We start from the raw sequence: 14,765 nt of genomic DNA, 5'->3' as shown, positions 1-14,765 counted from the left end.
ACATGTCTATAAATAGACAGTAATATAGTATTATTTTGTTAATGCTTCAGTGATTTGAGGTACGATTTGTTTTTTTCGAGAAACAACACCAGATAAGAAGGCCATGTCATCTTCTAATTGAACATTGAATGCTTCGCCGACTTTATCTTTTTCAGCACCTACAACTAAAATTTTAGAATCACTATTAATGATGTCAGTAACAACAAGTACAAATAAGTCATATTTTTCTTGTGCACTTACAGCTAACATTTCTTTTTCTAAATCTTCTTTACGATTTAACACTTCGTCAAGGTCAACAGCATTAACTTGTGCAATACGAGTCACATAGTCACCCATAGTAAATGATTTAGCATCCATGTTTAATAAGAATTCAACTGATTTATCAGTTGTTGAAGCACCTGCTTTTAACATATCTAAGCCGTACTTTTGAATATCAACTTTAGCAATATCTTTTAATTCTTCAGCTGCTTTAACGTCTTGTTGTGTACATGTTGGTGATTTGAAAAGTAAGCTATCTGAGATAATTGCTGATAACATTAAACCGGCAATTTCAGGTTTAATTTCAAAGCCACGTTCTCTAAACATTTTGTATAAAATTGTAGCTGTACAACCAACTGGTTCAGCACGATAACATAAAGGACCAGCAGTTTCGAAATTTGCAATTCTGTGATGATCAATTACATGCTTAATTGTAGCAGAGGCAATCGTATCAGAACTTTGTTGGAATTCGTTATGATCAACTAAGATAACATCTTGACCATCTAAATCATCCGTTAATAATTCCGGAGCAGGTACATTAAATGTATCTAACGCGAATTGAGTTTCTGCACTCACATCACCTAAACGGTATGCTTTGGCTCCTGAATTACCTCTAAGTTGTTCAAATTCTGCCATAATAATCGCAGATGAAATTGCATCAGTGTCTGGATTCTTATGTCCGAAAATATATGTTTTAGCCATTGTCAAATATCTCCCTTGTAAATTGTATTCTTTATAATTATTTTAGCACGATTTAAACGTGTTGTTCTACCTCTGCACCTAATGAGTTTTTGAAATGTGCAAGTGCCCATTCATGCCCTTTTTGATTAAATGAAGCCACTCCCTCAGCAGGTACTGAAATTTTATAACCTAAGTTGTATGCAGAAATTGCTGTATGTAACACGCAAATATCGGTACATACACCAACGATTTCGACTTGATTAATACTTCTTTCTCTCAATAAACTATCAAGCGGGGTACCAAAGAACGAATCATAGCGCGTTTTATCAATGAAATGTACATTAGGTTGCGCTTTAATTGTTTCGTATAATTTACCTACTTTACCGTATAATTCTCTACCACTTGTATCTACGATATTGTGTGGTGGGAATAATTTACTTTCAGGATGATGAATGTCATGTAAATAATGTAAATCCATTAAAAAGAATATATGGTCTTGATAATAATTAAAGTCATTGATACGAGAAACAATAAAATCTTCAATATTTTGTCCAGGTTTACCGCATGTTAGTAAGCCGTCATCTGCGATAAAGTCATATGAATAGTCAACAACTAATAGTGCGCGATGTGTCATTCAACATCTCTCCTATATAATAATAAAATAAACTCCCATCTATTCATAAATGCTAGAGTAATTTTTAACCCTAATGGTTAATATATAAATATAGATTAAGTATATAGATTAATCAACTTTTTTGGAAGAGCAAATCACGCAATCAACAAATAATATAAGAAGTTTTTGCGATAGTTTTAAAATAGCTGTAATAGAATACTAAATGTGACAAACTTAGAACTAATATCAAGTGTTGATGTTTTGAATATAAAAATGCTAATAGATGGCATCACGAGATTTATGACTATCTGTTAAATCAACCTAACACGATTATAATTTGAATAATTGGTTAATATATGAGTAATTAGAAAATAGACAAAGGATGACGATTTATGTATATCAATATGAAAGATTATGGGTTAACAGGCATAAACAAAACTAAAGATACTCGAGCAATACAACATGCGTTAAATCGTGGAAGATGTAAACCAACGACAGTTTATATACCGAAAGGGACGTATGATATTTGCAAACCATTAACGATATATGGCAATACAACACTTTTGTTGGATAATGAAACTATTTTACGCCGATGTCATTCTGGTCCTTTATTAAAAAATGGTCATCGCTTTGGTTTTTATCGTGGTTATAATGGACACAGTCATATTCATATTAAAGGCGGCAAGTTTGATATGAATGGCGTATCGTATCCTTATAACAATACAGCTATGTGCATTGGGCATGCTGAAGATATTCAATTAATAGGTGTGACTATTAAGAATGTAGTGAGTGGTCATGCAATTGATACTTGCGGGATTAATGGACTCTATATTAAAAGCTGTTCATTTGAAGGATTTATAGACTATAGTGGCGAACGCTTTTATTCTGAAGCAATACAATTAGACATTCAAGTACCTGGTGCTTTTCCAAAATTCGGAACGACAGATGGTACGATAACGAAAAATGTCGTTATCGAAGATTGTTATTTTGGACCTTCAGAATTGCCCGAAATGGGAAGTTGGAATCGTGCTATTGGCTCACATGCAAGTAGACATAATCGTTACTATGAGAATATTCATATTAGAAATAATATATTTGAAGATATACAAGGTTATGCATTAACTCCCTTGAAGTATAAAGATGCTTTCATTATTAATAATAAGTTTATTAACTGTGAGGGTGGTATTAGATATTTAGGAGTTAGAGATGGTAAAAATGCAGCAGATGTGATGACAGGAAAAGACTTAGGTTCCCAAGCAGGCATAAATATGAATATAATTGGAAATGAATTTAAAGGATCAATGTCTAAAGATGCGATACATGTACGTAATTATAATAATGTTAAACATAAAGATGTATTAATCGTTGGGAATACATTCAATAATTCGACTCAATCAATTCATTTAGAAGATATTGATACAGTGTTTTTAAGTCCTGTTGAAGCGGGTATTCAAGTTACTACAATCAATATAGATGAAATAAAAAAGTAAAAAGTTTCGCATGACATTAGGATTAAGAATAGTAGATAATTTTTGAAAGCGCATTCATAAAACGGTATAAATATGCTATAATAAACCCAATTATCTGATAAAAGGGGTATTTTGACGGTAATGATAATACAAGATAGACAACTTTCTATACTCTAATATAGTGAGTTGAAGTAGCTTGTCATAATCATCATGAGGGGGAAATTTATGGCTTATTTCAATCAACATCAATCAATGATATCGAAAAGGTATTTAACATTCTTTTCAAAATCAAAGAAAAAGAAACCGTTTAGTGCGGGACAACTTATTGGACTAATATTAGGTCCATTACTTTTCCTATTAACATTATTGTTCTTTCATCCACAAGACTTACCTTGGAAAGGCGTCTATGTTTTAGCGATTACTTTATGGATTGCGACTTGGTGGATTACTGAAGCAATTCCTATTGCAGCAACGAGCTTATTACCAATTGTGTTATTACCATTAGGTCACATACTTACACCAGAACAAGTATCATCCGAATATGGCAATGATATTATCTTTTTGTTTTTAGGTGGATTTATTTTGGCAATTGCAATGGAAAGATGGAATTTACATACGAGAGTAGCTTTGACTATTATTAATTTAATTGGTGCAAGCACTTCAAAAATATTACTTGGATTCATGGTGGCAACAGGATTCTTATCTATGTTTGTATCGAACACTGCAGCTGTAATGATTATGATTCCGATTGGTTTAGCAATTATTAAGGAAGCACATGATTTACAAGAAGCCAATACGAATCAAACAAGTATTCAAAAGTTTGAAAAATCTCTAGTTTTAGCAATTGGCTATGCAGGTACGATTGGTGGCTTGGGTACATTAATCGGAACCCCGCCATTAATTATTTTAAAAGGACAATACATGCAACATTTTGGACATGAAATTAGTTTTGCTAAATGGATGATTGTAGGGATTCCAACGGTCATTGTTTTGTTAGGTATTACTTGGCTCTATTTAAGATATGTTGCGTTTAGACATGATTTGAAATATTTACCTGGTGGTCAGACGTTAATTAAACAAAAGTTAGACGAGCTTGGCAAAATGAAGTATGAAGAAAAGGTAGTACAAACTATCTTTGTACTTGCCAGCTTATTATGGATTACAAGAGAGTTTCTTCTGAAAAAATGGGAAGTTACGTCATCTGTTGCAGATGGTACGATTGCTATTTTTATATCAATATTATTATTTATTATTCCAGCTAAAAATACTGAAAAACATCGCCGTATCATTGACTGGGAAGTTGCAAAAGAGCTCCCTTGGGGTGTATTAATTTTATTTGGTGGCGGTTTAGCATTAGCGAAAGGTATTTCTGAAAGTGGTTTAGCAAAATGGTTAGGCGAACAGTTGAAATCATTAAATGGTGTTAGTCCGATTCTTATTGTAATTGTCATAACAATCTTTGTCTTATTTTTAACTGAAGTGACATCTAATACTGCAACTGCAACGATGATTTTACCGATTTTAGCAACGTTGTCTGTTGCTGTTGGAGTGCATCCATTACTACTTATGGCACCTGCAGCTATGGCGGCTAACTGTGCATACATGTTACCAGTAGGGACACCACCGAATGCAATTATCTTTGGTTCAGGTAAAATATCTATCAAACAAATGGCATCAGTAGGATTCTGGGTAAACTTAATCAGTGCAATAATTATTATTTTAGTCGTGTATTATGTAATGCCTATAGTTTTAGGTATTGATATAAATCAACCACTGCCATTGAAATAGTAATTGCAGATTAGAACGAAAAATAAAAGGTTACATTAGCAATTGCTTGAACGAGTGGTAATGAAACGTATACAGCAGCATCGTGTAAAAACAATACAAACAAAAGAAAGTCAACCAAGGATGGATTCCTATTTTAATCCTTGGTTGACTCTTTATTTTATTTAAATTGTAGAACCTAGAAAATAAAGTTTAATTAAAAGCACCAATCATTTCTACTTTGAAATCTAAGGTTTCTAAAATAGCAATGACTTTCTTTATATCGGTTGTAATTGCAGAATCAGCCTGAACGAAAAATCGATACATACCTAATTGTGTTTTTAAAGGACGAGACTCAATCCAGGATAAATTAATATTAAACAAAGCAAATGTATTAAGCACACTTGCTAACAGCCCAGGTTTATCATGCATTGGTGTAATTAAAAACATCAATGATGTCGCATTTTGATCAAATTGCTGCTGATTTTTTATAACTAAAAAACGTGTCACGTTATGTGGATAGTCTTCAATATGTGTATCAATAGGTGTAAAACCATAAGCTTCGCCACTACCTAAAGGTGCAATTGCTGCAACGCCATTTTCAATTTTAGTCAAACTTTGAATTGTACTGTCGACATAATCATAGTCAAATTGATGTTGATGTATGTAATTTGTTGTTTGACTGATTGCTGGTGCAATAGAATACACTTTTTTAATATCAGAAATGGAATCTGTTCCATTACCATATAATGCAAAGTTAATATCTAAACGTATTTCACCGTGTGCAAAGACATCTTGCTGTGCAAGTGCATCTGCCACAATGTTGATTGTTCCTTCTATAGAATTTTCAATAGGGACAACACCAATCGATGTGTCATCATCTGCAACTGCCTTGATGACTTCAAATAAATTTGACTTTGGTTGAAAAGTTGCTTCATTTTCAGAAAAATACTGACGACAAGCCAAATATGAAAATGTACCTTTAGGGCCTAAATAATATAATTGCATATGCTACACCTCTACTAACTTAATGATGGAAAGGGCACTGGTTAGCATTTGATTCTTTCTTTTTATAGAAAAAGTTTGGATCTTTTACTGTATTGTCATATCCGTGATGATAATTTGACGTCAATGTTGGAGATAATGGCGGTGCTAGCCAAGACCATTTTCCGGTAACTTGACGACCTTGTTGTGCTTCGTTACGTTCGAATAGTTCGAATTGCTTTGCAGCGGTCAAATGATCGACAATTGATACGCCTTCTTTTTTAAAGGAATGATACACAGCATAGTTCAATTCAACAAGTGCTCGATCTTTATTAAATGAATTATTTTTAAGTGTATCAAATTCAAACGCATCTGCAACTTTTTCTAGTAAATTGTAACGGTAATCATCAATAAAGTTACGTACGCCAATTTCAGTTACCATATACCAACCGTTAAAGGGTGCAGTTGGATACACAATGCCACCGATTTTTAAGTCCATGTTGGAAATGATAGGGACTGCATACCATTTTAAGTTCAATTTTCTTAATTTTGGATAATGATTATGTTCAATAGGTACTTCTTTAATTAATGAAGTAGGATATTCGTAAAATTTAACTGACTCATTAGGTAATTGGTAAATCAGTGGTAACACGTCAAAATTAGTACCTTTTCCTTTCCAACCTAAGTGATTTGCTAAGCGTGTAACTTCTTTTTCAGCAGAATCACCACAATTGTCATAGCCAGCATAGCGAATTAATTGATTGTTGAAAATTTTAGGTCCATCCTTTGGAGCATATATAGTAATATACGGCTTTAATTTACCTCCATTTGTAGCCTGTGTAATATGATAAGTAATTGATGATAAGAACGATGCTTCGTCAGTAACATCTCTTGCATCAATGACATTTAACGAATCCCAAAATAAACGACCAATGCAACGATTTGAATTACGCCAAGCCATTTTAGCACCATAAATAAGTTCTTCTTCTGTATGTGTATATGTCCCAGTTTCTTTTATTTCTAGTTCAATGTCATGTAAACGTTTATTGATAATTTGCGTTTCATAATGACACTCTTTATACATGTTTTCTATGAAAGCTTGAGCCTCTTTAAATAACATTAACAACACCTCGCTTTATATTATAGTCTACATTATTAAAATACTCTTAAAAATTATGTATATGTCATTAAATTGTTGGTTGATTTTAATTAAAAGTATGGAAATTAAGGGGCTCTTATGTATATAAAAAAATGAATTATGATAAAATGTAAGAAAATATTTAGGTCGATTGGAGAGATACAAGTGTACCAATTAGAAGACGACAGTTTAATGTTACATAATGACTTATATCAAATAAATATGGCTGAAAGTTATTGGAATGATAATATTCATGAAAAAATGGCTGTATTTGATTTGTATTTTAGAAAAATGCCATTTAATAGTGGCTATGCTGTTTTTAATGGTTTAAAACGCGTCATTGATTTTATAGAACATTTTGGATTTTCAGAATCTGATTTGGAATATTTAAAGTCTATTGGCTACAAGGATGATTTCTTATCATATTTAAAAGATTTAAAATTCACAGGAAGCATCCGTTCGATGCAAGAAGGCGAGTTATGCTTTGGTAACGAACCATTGTTACGCGTAGAAGCACCATTGATTCAAGCGCAATTAATAGAAACAATTTTATTAAACATTGTAAATTTCCATACACTAATTACAACAAAGGCAAGTAGAATTCGTCAAATTGCATCAAATGATAAATTAATGGAGTTTGGTACACGTCGTGCGCAAGAAATTGATGCAGCATTGTGGGGCGCTAGAGCTGCTTACATCGGAGGCTTTGATTCTACAAGTAATGTTAGGGCGGGTAAATTATTTGGTATACCTGTGTCTGGTACACATGCACATGCATTTGTCCAAACTTATGGAGACGAATATGTTGCCTTCAAAAAATATGCTGAAAGACATAAAAATTGTGTGTTCCTAGTAGATACGTTCCATACTTTAAAATCTGGCGTGCCAAATGCAATAAAAGTTGCAAAAGAATTAGGTGACAAAATTAACTTTGTAGGTATTCGATTAGATTCTGGAGATATCGCTTATTTATCTAAAGAGGCAAGACGTATGCTTGATGAAGCAGGATTTACTGAAACTAAAATTATCGCGTCTAATGATTTGGATGAAGAAACGATTACGAGTTTGAAAGCACAAGGTGCAAAAGTAGATTCTTGGGGCGTTGGTACAAAGCTGATTACAGGATACGATCAACCAGCATTGGGTGCAGTATATAAACTTGTAGCTATTGAAAATGAAGATGGTTCATATAGTGATCGTATTAAATTATCAAATAACGCTGAAAAGGTTACGACGCCAGGTAAGAAAAATGTATATCGCATTATAAACAAGAAAACAGGTAAGGCAGAAGGCGATTATATTACTTTGGAAAATGAAAATCCATACGATGAACAACCTTTAAAATTATTCCATCCAGTGCATACTTATAAAATGAAATTTATAAAATCTTTCGAAGCCATTGATTTGCATCATAATATTTATGAAAATGGTAAATTAGTATATCAAATGCCAACAGAAGATGAATCACGTGAATATTTAGCACAAGGATTACAATCTATTTGGGATGAAAATAAGCGTTTCCTGAATCCACAAGAATATCCAGTCGATTTAAGCAAGGCATGTTGGGATAATAAACATAAACGTATTTTTGAAGTTGCGGAACACGTTAAGGAGATGGAAGAAGATAATGAGTATATTACAAGACGTTATTGTACAAGAAATGAAAGTGAAAAAGCGTATCGATAGTGCTGAAGAAATTATGGAATTAAAGCAATTTATAAAAAATTATGTACAATCACATTCATTTATAAAATCTTTAGTGTTAGGTATTTCAGGAGGACAAGATTCTACATTAGTTGGAAAATTAGTACAAATGTCTGTTAACGAATTACGTGAAGAAGGCATTGATTGTACGTTTATTGCAGTTAAATTACCTTATGGAGTTCAAAAAGATGCTGATGAAGTTGACCAAGCTTTGCGATTCATTGAACCAGATGAAATAGTAACAGTCAATATTAAGCCTGCAGTTGATCAAAGTGTGCAATCACTAAAAGAAGCCGGTATTGTTCTTACAGATTTCCAAAAAGGAAATGAAAAAGCGCGTGAACGTATGAAAGTACAATTTTCAATTGCTTCAAACCGACAAGGTATTGTAGTAGGAACAGATCATTCAGCTGAAAATATAACTGGTTTTTATACGAAGTACGGTGATGGTGCTGCAGATATCGCACCTATATTTGGTTTGAATAAACGACAAGGTCGTCAATTATTAGCGTATCTTGGTGCGCCAAAGGAATTATATGAAAAAACGCCAACTGCTGATTTAGAAGATGATAAACCACAGCTTCCAGATGAAGATGCATTAGGTGTAACTTATGAGGCGATTGATAATTATTTAGAAGGTAAGCCAGTTACGCCAGAAGAACAAAAAGTAATTGAAAATCATTATATACGAAATGCACACAAACGTGAACTTGCATATACAAGATACACGTGGCCAAAATCCTAATTTAATTTTTTCTTCTAACGTGTGACTTAAATTAAATATGAGTTAGAATTAATAACATTAAACCACATTCAGCTAGACTACTTCAGTGTATAAATTGAAAGTGTATGAACTAAAGTAAGTATGTTCATTTGAGAATAAATTTTTATTTATGACAAATTCGCTATTTATTTATGAGAGTTTTCGTACTATATTATATTAATATGCATTCATTAAGGTTAGGTTGAAGCAGTTTGGTATTTAAAGTGTAATTGAAAGAGAGTGGGGCGCCTTATGTCATTCGTAACAGAAAATCCATGGTTAATGGTACTAACTATATTTATCATTAACGTTTGTTATGTAACGTTTTTAACGATGCGAACAATTTTAACGTTGAAAGGTTATCGTTATATTGCTGCATCAGTTAGTTTTTTAGAAGTATTAGTTTATATCGTTGGTTTAGGTTTGGTTATGTCTAATTTAGACCATATTCAAAATATTATTGCCTACGCATTTGGTTTTTCAATAGGTATCATTGTTGGTATGAAAATAGAAGAAAAACTGGCATTAGGTTATACAGTTGTAAATGTAACTTCAGCAGAATATGAGTTAGATTTACCGAATGAACTTCGAAATTTAGGATATGGCGTTACGCACTATGCTGCGTTTGGTAGAGATGGTAGTCGTATGGTGATGCAAATTTTAACACCAAGAAAATATGAACGTAAATTGATGGATACGATAAAAAATTTAGATCCGAAAGCATTTATCATTGCGTATGAACCTCGAAACATACATGGTGGATTCTGGACTAAAGGCATTCGTCGTAGAAAGCTTAAAGATTATGAACCAGAAGAACTGGAAAGTGTAGTAGAACATGAAATTCAAAGTAAATGAGAATGAAACAATTGCTGATTGTTTGTCACGAATGAAAATGCAAGGGTATATGCCGGTAAAACGTCTTGAAAAACCCGTGTTTCAGGAGCAAAAAGATGGCACGGTTGAAGTATCACATCAAGAAATCATTTTTGTAGGTAAGAAAATCCAATAACATAATCCAATTTAAATAAAGACTATTTGAAGAGGAAAGGCTATTCAAAGTTTGAGTAATTTTACTTTGAATAGCCTATTTGTTTATACATGCAAGATGCTCGATCCATATTGTATGAGAAACCCCCAGCAAGCTATATAAAGCATATGCTGTGGGTTCTTAATATTTTAAAAATTATTGTTAGATTATATATATCGTCGCTTTTTCTAAAACAATCTCATCGCATGAAATTTTTTCTTCCTAGAGACCTTTAATAAGATTAATAGTTTACTTAATCATATCTAGATAGTCTTATGACTTATGCTTAATGAAAGTCATTCTAGGAGAAGTTCCCAAAGCTTCTGTGTTCATAATTGTTAGTAGTATTTTATTATCATTTGGTATAAATATTTCAATAACAATTGAGCTATTATTTTTATTATATAATGTGAGTTGTTTGTGTTCTGTATTTATATATTTGCAAATGTAATCAGAATCGTCTGAGGTACTGAGAATAAATTTTAAAGGACTATCATTTAAATCTTGAGGATGCCATTCTCCCTCAATAATATTAAGATAATACTTAGCCTCTGAATTACATTTGAATTTATCAATACTAAATAATTCAATTTGTTCCATAATATTATTTACCTTTCTAAAATACAAATTTTAATAACCATAAATAGATGAATACCATCGATAATGGTCGCCATTGGATACTGGAATAACATTGTTTTTAGCATCTTGAGTCATAAAACCATTATCCCATGGATTCCATATAATTATAACCTCTTGTCCATTATCTAATTTAGCGTTCCCAACAACTGCCATGGCATGCCCTGCGTGCATACCATTTCTTGATTCTACTCTACTACCTAAAACAGCAATTCCTTTATTATTTTTAGTAAGATTGTCAACTTCATTATATGTAGTCATTCTATTAAGAAGTTGTGGACTTCTTCCCTGAGTTTGTCCAAAATAAATCATCTCTCTTGGCGTTAAACCAGTAAATTGGAATCGTTGTCCTTGTAAGTTTGGGTGTAAAAATCTCATCACAGCTTCTGCATGATATTTGTTAGTATTATAAGTCGCATTTAGTAATGCAGACATCGTATAGCCTGCACACCAACCATTGTTACCTTGAGTTTCTCTTATCTTGAAATTCTCAAGTTTATTTACATATTGCTCGTTGTAAGTATAATTATTACTTTTAAATTGACTGGTTGGCATAGTGACAGAAGCTTTTTGCTTTAGTTGCGTTACATTATTGCCAGTAGGTATACTCTCGGTCTTTTTTAACTTTTTATCTTCTAGACGTGGTGTTTTTAGTACTAGTTTAGCTTTATGATTTTGAGTAACCACATAGTAACCTTTTGAGTTTGTCAAAATAGTAATTTGTTGATCTTTATATTGATTTAAGGCTTTAGATAAAAATGGAGAAACATTGATTGTGTATTTAGAAGATGAACTAGAATACTTAGTGACTTTTGGTGAAATTGTAACTATATAATCGATATTACCTTCAGTGTTCAAAACTGGAAAATAATAATTACCATCACTCTTTTTGTTGAATTTATAAATTTTAAAAGGTTCACCAAGTGTATACGAGGCTTTCTCTTTATTATAGATTTTATCAAGTGAAGTAACATAAGAAAGATAGTCTTTTTGCGCTAAATTACGTACGTCAGTAGGAACACTCTTGTCCTCGACATTAACTTGCACATGCTTCTTATCTTTTGCTTTGATATTTGAATTGCTCTCAGCGTTTGCAATAGGGGTAACACTTAAAGAAAGTATTAAACTTAAAGCTATTAATTTTGGAAAGTTTCTTTTCATATAAAAACTCCTTTATTTTGTTATAAAATAATTATATTAAATTTAGTTAAGAGTTTCAATATAAATTTTTAATCTATGTTTAAAAAATATTTAATTTTTACACATTATCAGTTTATGTAATAATTTAGTAGCTTATTTACTAAATTGTAAACATCTCATTCAATAATTAATATAATCGAAAGTTTCATGAAAATATATTAGTCGATTTTGAAAGAAGCGTAGTCAATTTATGTCTTTCTATAAAAATTTACTATTAAGAAAATCTCTGCGTATTTTTCTATAATCAGTTTCGTATTTATACGATTCTGGAGTTCAATATTAATGTCTTATATTTAAAATGCCATACCTATGCAATAGAACATATATTCTTTTTGTGAGTAGAAAGTTTGTTATATTAGAAGTGAATAATTTTAAAACATATTATGGAAATGTAAGAAGGAATATTATGAAACTAGGTAAAGTAGATTATTAGAAATTCCATACAATAGGAGAAGTAAAGTGAATAAAATCTGGTATTACTAAAGCTATTGATTGTCCTAATTGTAATAAAAAGTTGGATAGTGTAGTTGAGGGGAGAAAAACTAAAATGCAAAAATATATTCTCAATGGATCATTATAAATACCAATTAGATTAAAGTATTGCGAACATTTACAATTAGAAATCAGTATTAATCTGCCATAGATAATTGTATTAATGTAAAAAATAAAATAGAATGAGAATATACGGAAATTTTTTATACATTTATAACCAATTCTGTTAAACTGTGAAGAGTAGAGTTAAAAACGAACTTTTTGTTTATTTTTATTAAAAATGTTCTGTTTTTGAAAATTCGAGTATACATACGATAGGAGTTAAAAAAATGATTGAACGCTATTCTAGAGAAGAAATGTCTAATATTTGGACTGATCAAAATCGCTATGAAGCATGGTTAGAAGTGGAAATTTTAGCATGTGAAGCATGGAGTGAATTAGGACATATACCGAAAGCTGACGTACAAAAAATTCGTCAAAACGCAAAGGTAAATGTCGAACGTGCACAAGAAATTGAACAAGAAACGCGCCATGATGTTGTAGCCTTTACTAGACAAGTTTCTGAAACGCTAGGTGAAGAACGTAAGTGGGTACATTATGGTTTAACTTCTACTGATGTTGTAGATACAGCTTTAAGTTTCGTTATTAAACAAGCAAATGACATTATTGAAAAAGATTTAGAAAGATTTATCGACGTTTTAGCTGAAAAAGCAAAAAATTATAAATATACATTGATGATGGGACGTACACATGGAGTGCATGCAGAACCAACTACATTTGGTGTCAAAATGGCATTGTGGTACACGGAAATGCAACGTAACTTACAACGTTTCAAACAAGTAAGAGAAGAAATTGAAGTAGGGAAAATGAGTGGTGCAGTAGGTACTTTTGCTAACATTCCTCCTGAAATAGAAAGTTATGTGTGTAAACATTTAGGTATTGGCACAGCTCCTGTATCAACGCAAACATTGCAACGCGATCGACATGCATACTATATTGCGACATTAGCATTAATCGCGACGTCACTAGAAAAATTTGCCGTTGAAATTCGTAACCTTCAAAAAACCGAAACAAGAGAAGTTGAAGAAGCATTTGCAAAAGGCCAAAAAGGTTCATCTGCAATGCCTCATAAACGAAATCCAATTGGTTCTGAAAATATCACAGGTATTTCAAGAGTCATTCGTGGTTATATTACTACAGCTTATGAGAATGTGCCATTATGGCATGAAAGAGATATTTCTCATTCTTCTGCTGAGCGTATTATGTTACCAGATGTTACAATAGCACTAGATTATGCATTGAATCGTTTCACAAATATTGTGGACCGTTTAACTGTATTTGAAGATAATATGCGTAATAACATAGATAAAACATTTGGTCTGATTTTCTCACAACGTGTCTTATTAGCATTAATTAATAAAGGTATGGTTCGTGAAGAAGCATACGACAAAGTACAACCAAAAGCGATGATATCTTGGGAAACGAAAACACCTTTCCGTGAATTAATCGAACAAGATGAGTCTATTACAAGTGTTTTAACAAAAGAAGAATTGGATGAATGTTTCGATCCTAAACATCATTTGAATCAAGTTGACACTATTTTCGAACGCGCTGGACTAGCATAAAATTAAATAAAGTAACGATTCAGATTTAATAAAATATAAATCGCTACACTTTAATAGATTAATGCGTTAAAATGACATAAAGAATAAAATTATAGGGGTTGTTTCGATATGCAAATTGAAAAATTACGAGGTGCAGCGTTAGATGAATTGTTTGATGCAATACTAACGTTAGAAAATAGAGAAGAATGTTACCAATTTTTCGATGATTTGTGTACTGTAAATGAAATTCAATCACTGTCTCAAAGATTACAAGTTGCTAAAATGATTAAGCAAGGTTATACCTATGCAACGATTGAACAAGAATCTGGAGCATCGACTGCAACGATTTCTAGAGTGAAGCGTTCATTACAATGGGGTAATGATGCTTATACAATGATTTTAGATCGTATGAATATTGAAACAAATGAATAA

At 32.0% G+C, this 14,765-nt stretch carries 15 protein-coding genes; 8 read left to right on the top strand and 7 right to left on the bottom strand.

Going from position 1 to position 14,765, the window contains the following annotated elements:
* Nucleotides 1-30 precede the first annotated feature (30 nt).
* Both HMPREF3247_RS05725 and HMPREF3247_RS05720 read right to left on the bottom strand, forming a co-directional pair.
* Complete coding sequence (locus tag HMPREF3247_RS05725; RefSeq protein ID WP_001140871.1) at nucleotides 31-960, bottom strand: manganese-dependent inorganic pyrophosphatase; 930 nt, start codon at nucleotides 958-960, stop codon at nucleotides 31-33.
* 52 nt (nucleotides 961-1,012) lie between these two features.
* Complete coding sequence (locus tag HMPREF3247_RS05720; protein ID WP_000149686.1) at nucleotides 1,013-1,573, bottom strand: cysteine hydrolase family protein; 561 nt, start codon at nucleotides 1,571-1,573, stop codon at nucleotides 1,013-1,015.
* Nucleotides 1,574-1,944: 371 nt separating this feature from the next.
* On the opposite strand from HMPREF3247_RS05720, the gene HMPREF3247_RS05715 reads away from it, so the two are divergent.
* A complete protein-coding gene (locus tag HMPREF3247_RS05715) occupies nucleotides 1,945-3,042 on the top strand; it encodes a glycosyl hydrolase family 28-related protein (RefSeq protein ID WP_000275709.1) in 1,098 nt (365 codons plus the stop codon).
* Nucleotides 3,043-3,246: 204 nt separating this feature from the next.
* On the top strand, nucleotides 3,247-4,809 hold the full coding sequence (locus HMPREF3247_RS05710; protein WP_000323161.1) for an SLC13 family permease: 1,563 nt from the start codon (nucleotides 3,247-3,249) through the stop codon (nucleotides 4,807-4,809).
* Between the two features lie 10 nt (nucleotides 4,810-4,819).
* On the opposite strand, the gene HMPREF3247_RS05705 is transcribed toward HMPREF3247_RS05710, so the two are convergent.
* The 3 genes from HMPREF3247_RS05705 to HMPREF3247_RS05695 all read right to left on the bottom strand — a co-directional run bounded on the left by HMPREF3247_RS05705 (nucleotide 4,820) and on the right by HMPREF3247_RS05695 (nucleotide 6,889).
* Nucleotides 4,820-4,927 (bottom strand): hypothetical protein, encoded by a 108-nt coding sequence (locus HMPREF3247_RS05705; RefSeq protein ID WP_001802312.1) that lies wholly within the window; start codon nucleotides 4,925-4,927, stop codon nucleotides 4,820-4,822.
* A gap of 71 nt (nucleotides 4,928-4,998) precedes the next feature.
* Complete coding sequence (locus tag HMPREF3247_RS05700; RefSeq protein WP_001177828.1) at nucleotides 4,999-5,793, bottom strand: prephenate dehydratase; 795 nt, start codon at nucleotides 5,791-5,793, stop codon at nucleotides 4,999-5,001.
* Nucleotides 5,794-5,812: 19 nt separating this feature from the next.
* Entirely contained in the window at nucleotides 5,813-6,889 is a 1,077-nt protein-coding gene (locus HMPREF3247_RS05695) for a nitric oxide synthase oxygenase (protein WP_070866201.1), read from the bottom strand.
* A 183-nt stretch (nucleotides 6,890-7,072) separates the two neighbouring features.
* On the opposite strand from HMPREF3247_RS05695, the gene HMPREF3247_RS05690 reads away from it, so the two are divergent.
* From HMPREF3247_RS05690 to HMPREF3247_RS05675, 4 genes are all read left to right on the top strand, one after another.
* A complete protein-coding gene (locus HMPREF3247_RS05690) occupies nucleotides 7,073-8,593 on the top strand; it encodes a nicotinate phosphoribosyltransferase (protein WP_070866200.1) in 1,521 nt (506 codons plus the stop codon).
* Entirely contained in the window at nucleotides 8,535-9,356 is an 822-nt protein-coding gene (nadE, locus tag HMPREF3247_RS05685) for an ammonia-dependent NAD(+) synthetase (RefSeq protein WP_070866199.1), read from the top strand. Before HMPREF3247_RS05690 ends, nadE begins: the two co-directional genes overlap by 59 nt.
* A gap of 270 nt (nucleotides 9,357-9,626) precedes the next feature.
* Complete coding sequence (locus tag HMPREF3247_RS05680) at nucleotides 9,627-10,229, top strand: DUF2179 domain-containing protein (protein ID WP_000011542.1); 603 nt, start codon at nucleotides 9,627-9,629, stop codon at nucleotides 10,227-10,229.
* Entirely contained in the window at nucleotides 10,210-10,383 is a 174-nt protein-coding gene (locus HMPREF3247_RS05675; protein WP_000669864.1) for an NETI motif-containing protein, read from the top strand. Before HMPREF3247_RS05680 ends, HMPREF3247_RS05675 begins: the two co-directional genes overlap by 20 nt.
* A gap of 291 nt (nucleotides 10,384-10,674) precedes the next feature.
* Here HMPREF3247_RS05675 and HMPREF3247_RS05670 read toward each other — a convergent pair whose 3' ends face one another.
* Nucleotides 10,675-11,001 (bottom strand): staphostatin A, encoded by a 327-nt coding sequence (locus HMPREF3247_RS05670; protein WP_000434933.1) that lies wholly within the window; start codon nucleotides 10,999-11,001, stop codon nucleotides 10,675-10,677.
* A 30-nt stretch (nucleotides 11,002-11,031) separates the two neighbouring features.
* Complete coding sequence (gene scpA, locus HMPREF3247_RS05665) at nucleotides 11,032-12,198, bottom strand: cysteine protease staphopain A (RefSeq protein WP_000827764.1); 1,167 nt, start codon at nucleotides 12,196-12,198, stop codon at nucleotides 11,032-11,034.
* Between the two features lie 860 nt (nucleotides 12,199-13,058).
* On the opposite strand from scpA, the gene purB reads away from it, so the two are divergent.
* Together purB and HMPREF3247_RS05655 are read left to right on the top strand one after the other, a co-directional pair.
* Nucleotides 13,059-14,354 (top strand): adenylosuccinate lyase, encoded by a 1,296-nt coding sequence (purB, locus tag HMPREF3247_RS05660; RefSeq protein ID WP_000572878.1) that lies wholly within the window; start codon nucleotides 13,059-13,061, stop codon nucleotides 14,352-14,354.
* 108 nt (nucleotides 14,355-14,462) lie between these two features.
* Nucleotides 14,463-14,765 (top strand): YerC/YecD family TrpR-related protein, encoded by a 303-nt coding sequence (locus HMPREF3247_RS05655; RefSeq protein ID WP_001165363.1) that lies wholly within the window; start codon nucleotides 14,463-14,465, stop codon nucleotides 14,763-14,765.

The organism is Staphylococcus sp. HMSC36A10 (genome assembly GCF_001838845.1).
Taxonomy (GTDB): domain Bacteria; phylum Bacillota; class Bacilli; order Staphylococcales; family Staphylococcaceae; genus Staphylococcus; species Staphylococcus aureus.
The sequence above is the reverse complement of the archived record's forward strand: the minus strand, read 5'-3'. Positions and strand labels throughout refer to the sequence as shown.

Coding starts and splice junctions, on each gene's coding strand:
- HMPREF3247_RS05725 (WP_001140871.1), bottom strand. CDS start 960: ATGGCTAAAACATATATTTTCGGACATAAGAATCCAGACACTGATGCA.
- HMPREF3247_RS05720 (WP_000149686.1), bottom strand. CDS start 1,573: ATGACACATCGCGCACTATTAGTTGTTGACTATTCATATGACTTTATC.
- HMPREF3247_RS05715 (WP_000275709.1), top strand. CDS start 1,945: ATGTATATCAATATGAAAGATTATGGGTTAACAGGCATAAACAAAACT.
- HMPREF3247_RS05710 (WP_000323161.1), top strand. CDS start 3,247: ATGGCTTATTTCAATCAACATCAATCAATGATATCGAAAAGGTATTTA.
- HMPREF3247_RS05700 (WP_001177828.1), bottom strand. CDS start 5,793: ATGCAATTATATTATTTAGGCCCTAAAGGTACATTTTCATATTTGGCT.
- HMPREF3247_RS05695 (WP_070866201.1), bottom strand. CDS start 6,889: ATGTTATTTAAAGAGGCTCAAGCTTTCATAGAAAACATGTATAAAGAG.
- nadE (WP_070866199.1), top strand. CDS start 8,535: ATGAGTATATTACAAGACGTTATTGTACAAGAAATGAAAGTGAAAAAG.
- HMPREF3247_RS05680 (WP_000011542.1), top strand. CDS start 9,627: ATGTCATTCGTAACAGAAAATCCATGGTTAATGGTACTAACTATATTT.
- HMPREF3247_RS05675 (WP_000669864.1), top strand. CDS start 10,210: ATGAAATTCAAAGTAAATGAGAATGAAACAATTGCTGATTGTTTGTCA.
- HMPREF3247_RS05670 (WP_000434933.1), bottom strand. CDS start 11,001: ATGGAACAAATTGAATTATTTAGTATTGATAAATTCAAATGTAATTCA.
- scpA (WP_000827764.1), bottom strand. CDS start 12,198: ATGAAAAGAAACTTTCCAAAATTAATAGCTTTAAGTTTAATACTTTCT.
- purB (WP_000572878.1), top strand. CDS start 13,059: ATGATTGAACGCTATTCTAGAGAAGAAATGTCTAATATTTGGACTGAT.
- HMPREF3247_RS05655 (WP_001165363.1), top strand. CDS start 14,463: ATGCAAATTGAAAAATTACGAGGTGCAGCGTTAGATGAATTGTTTGAT.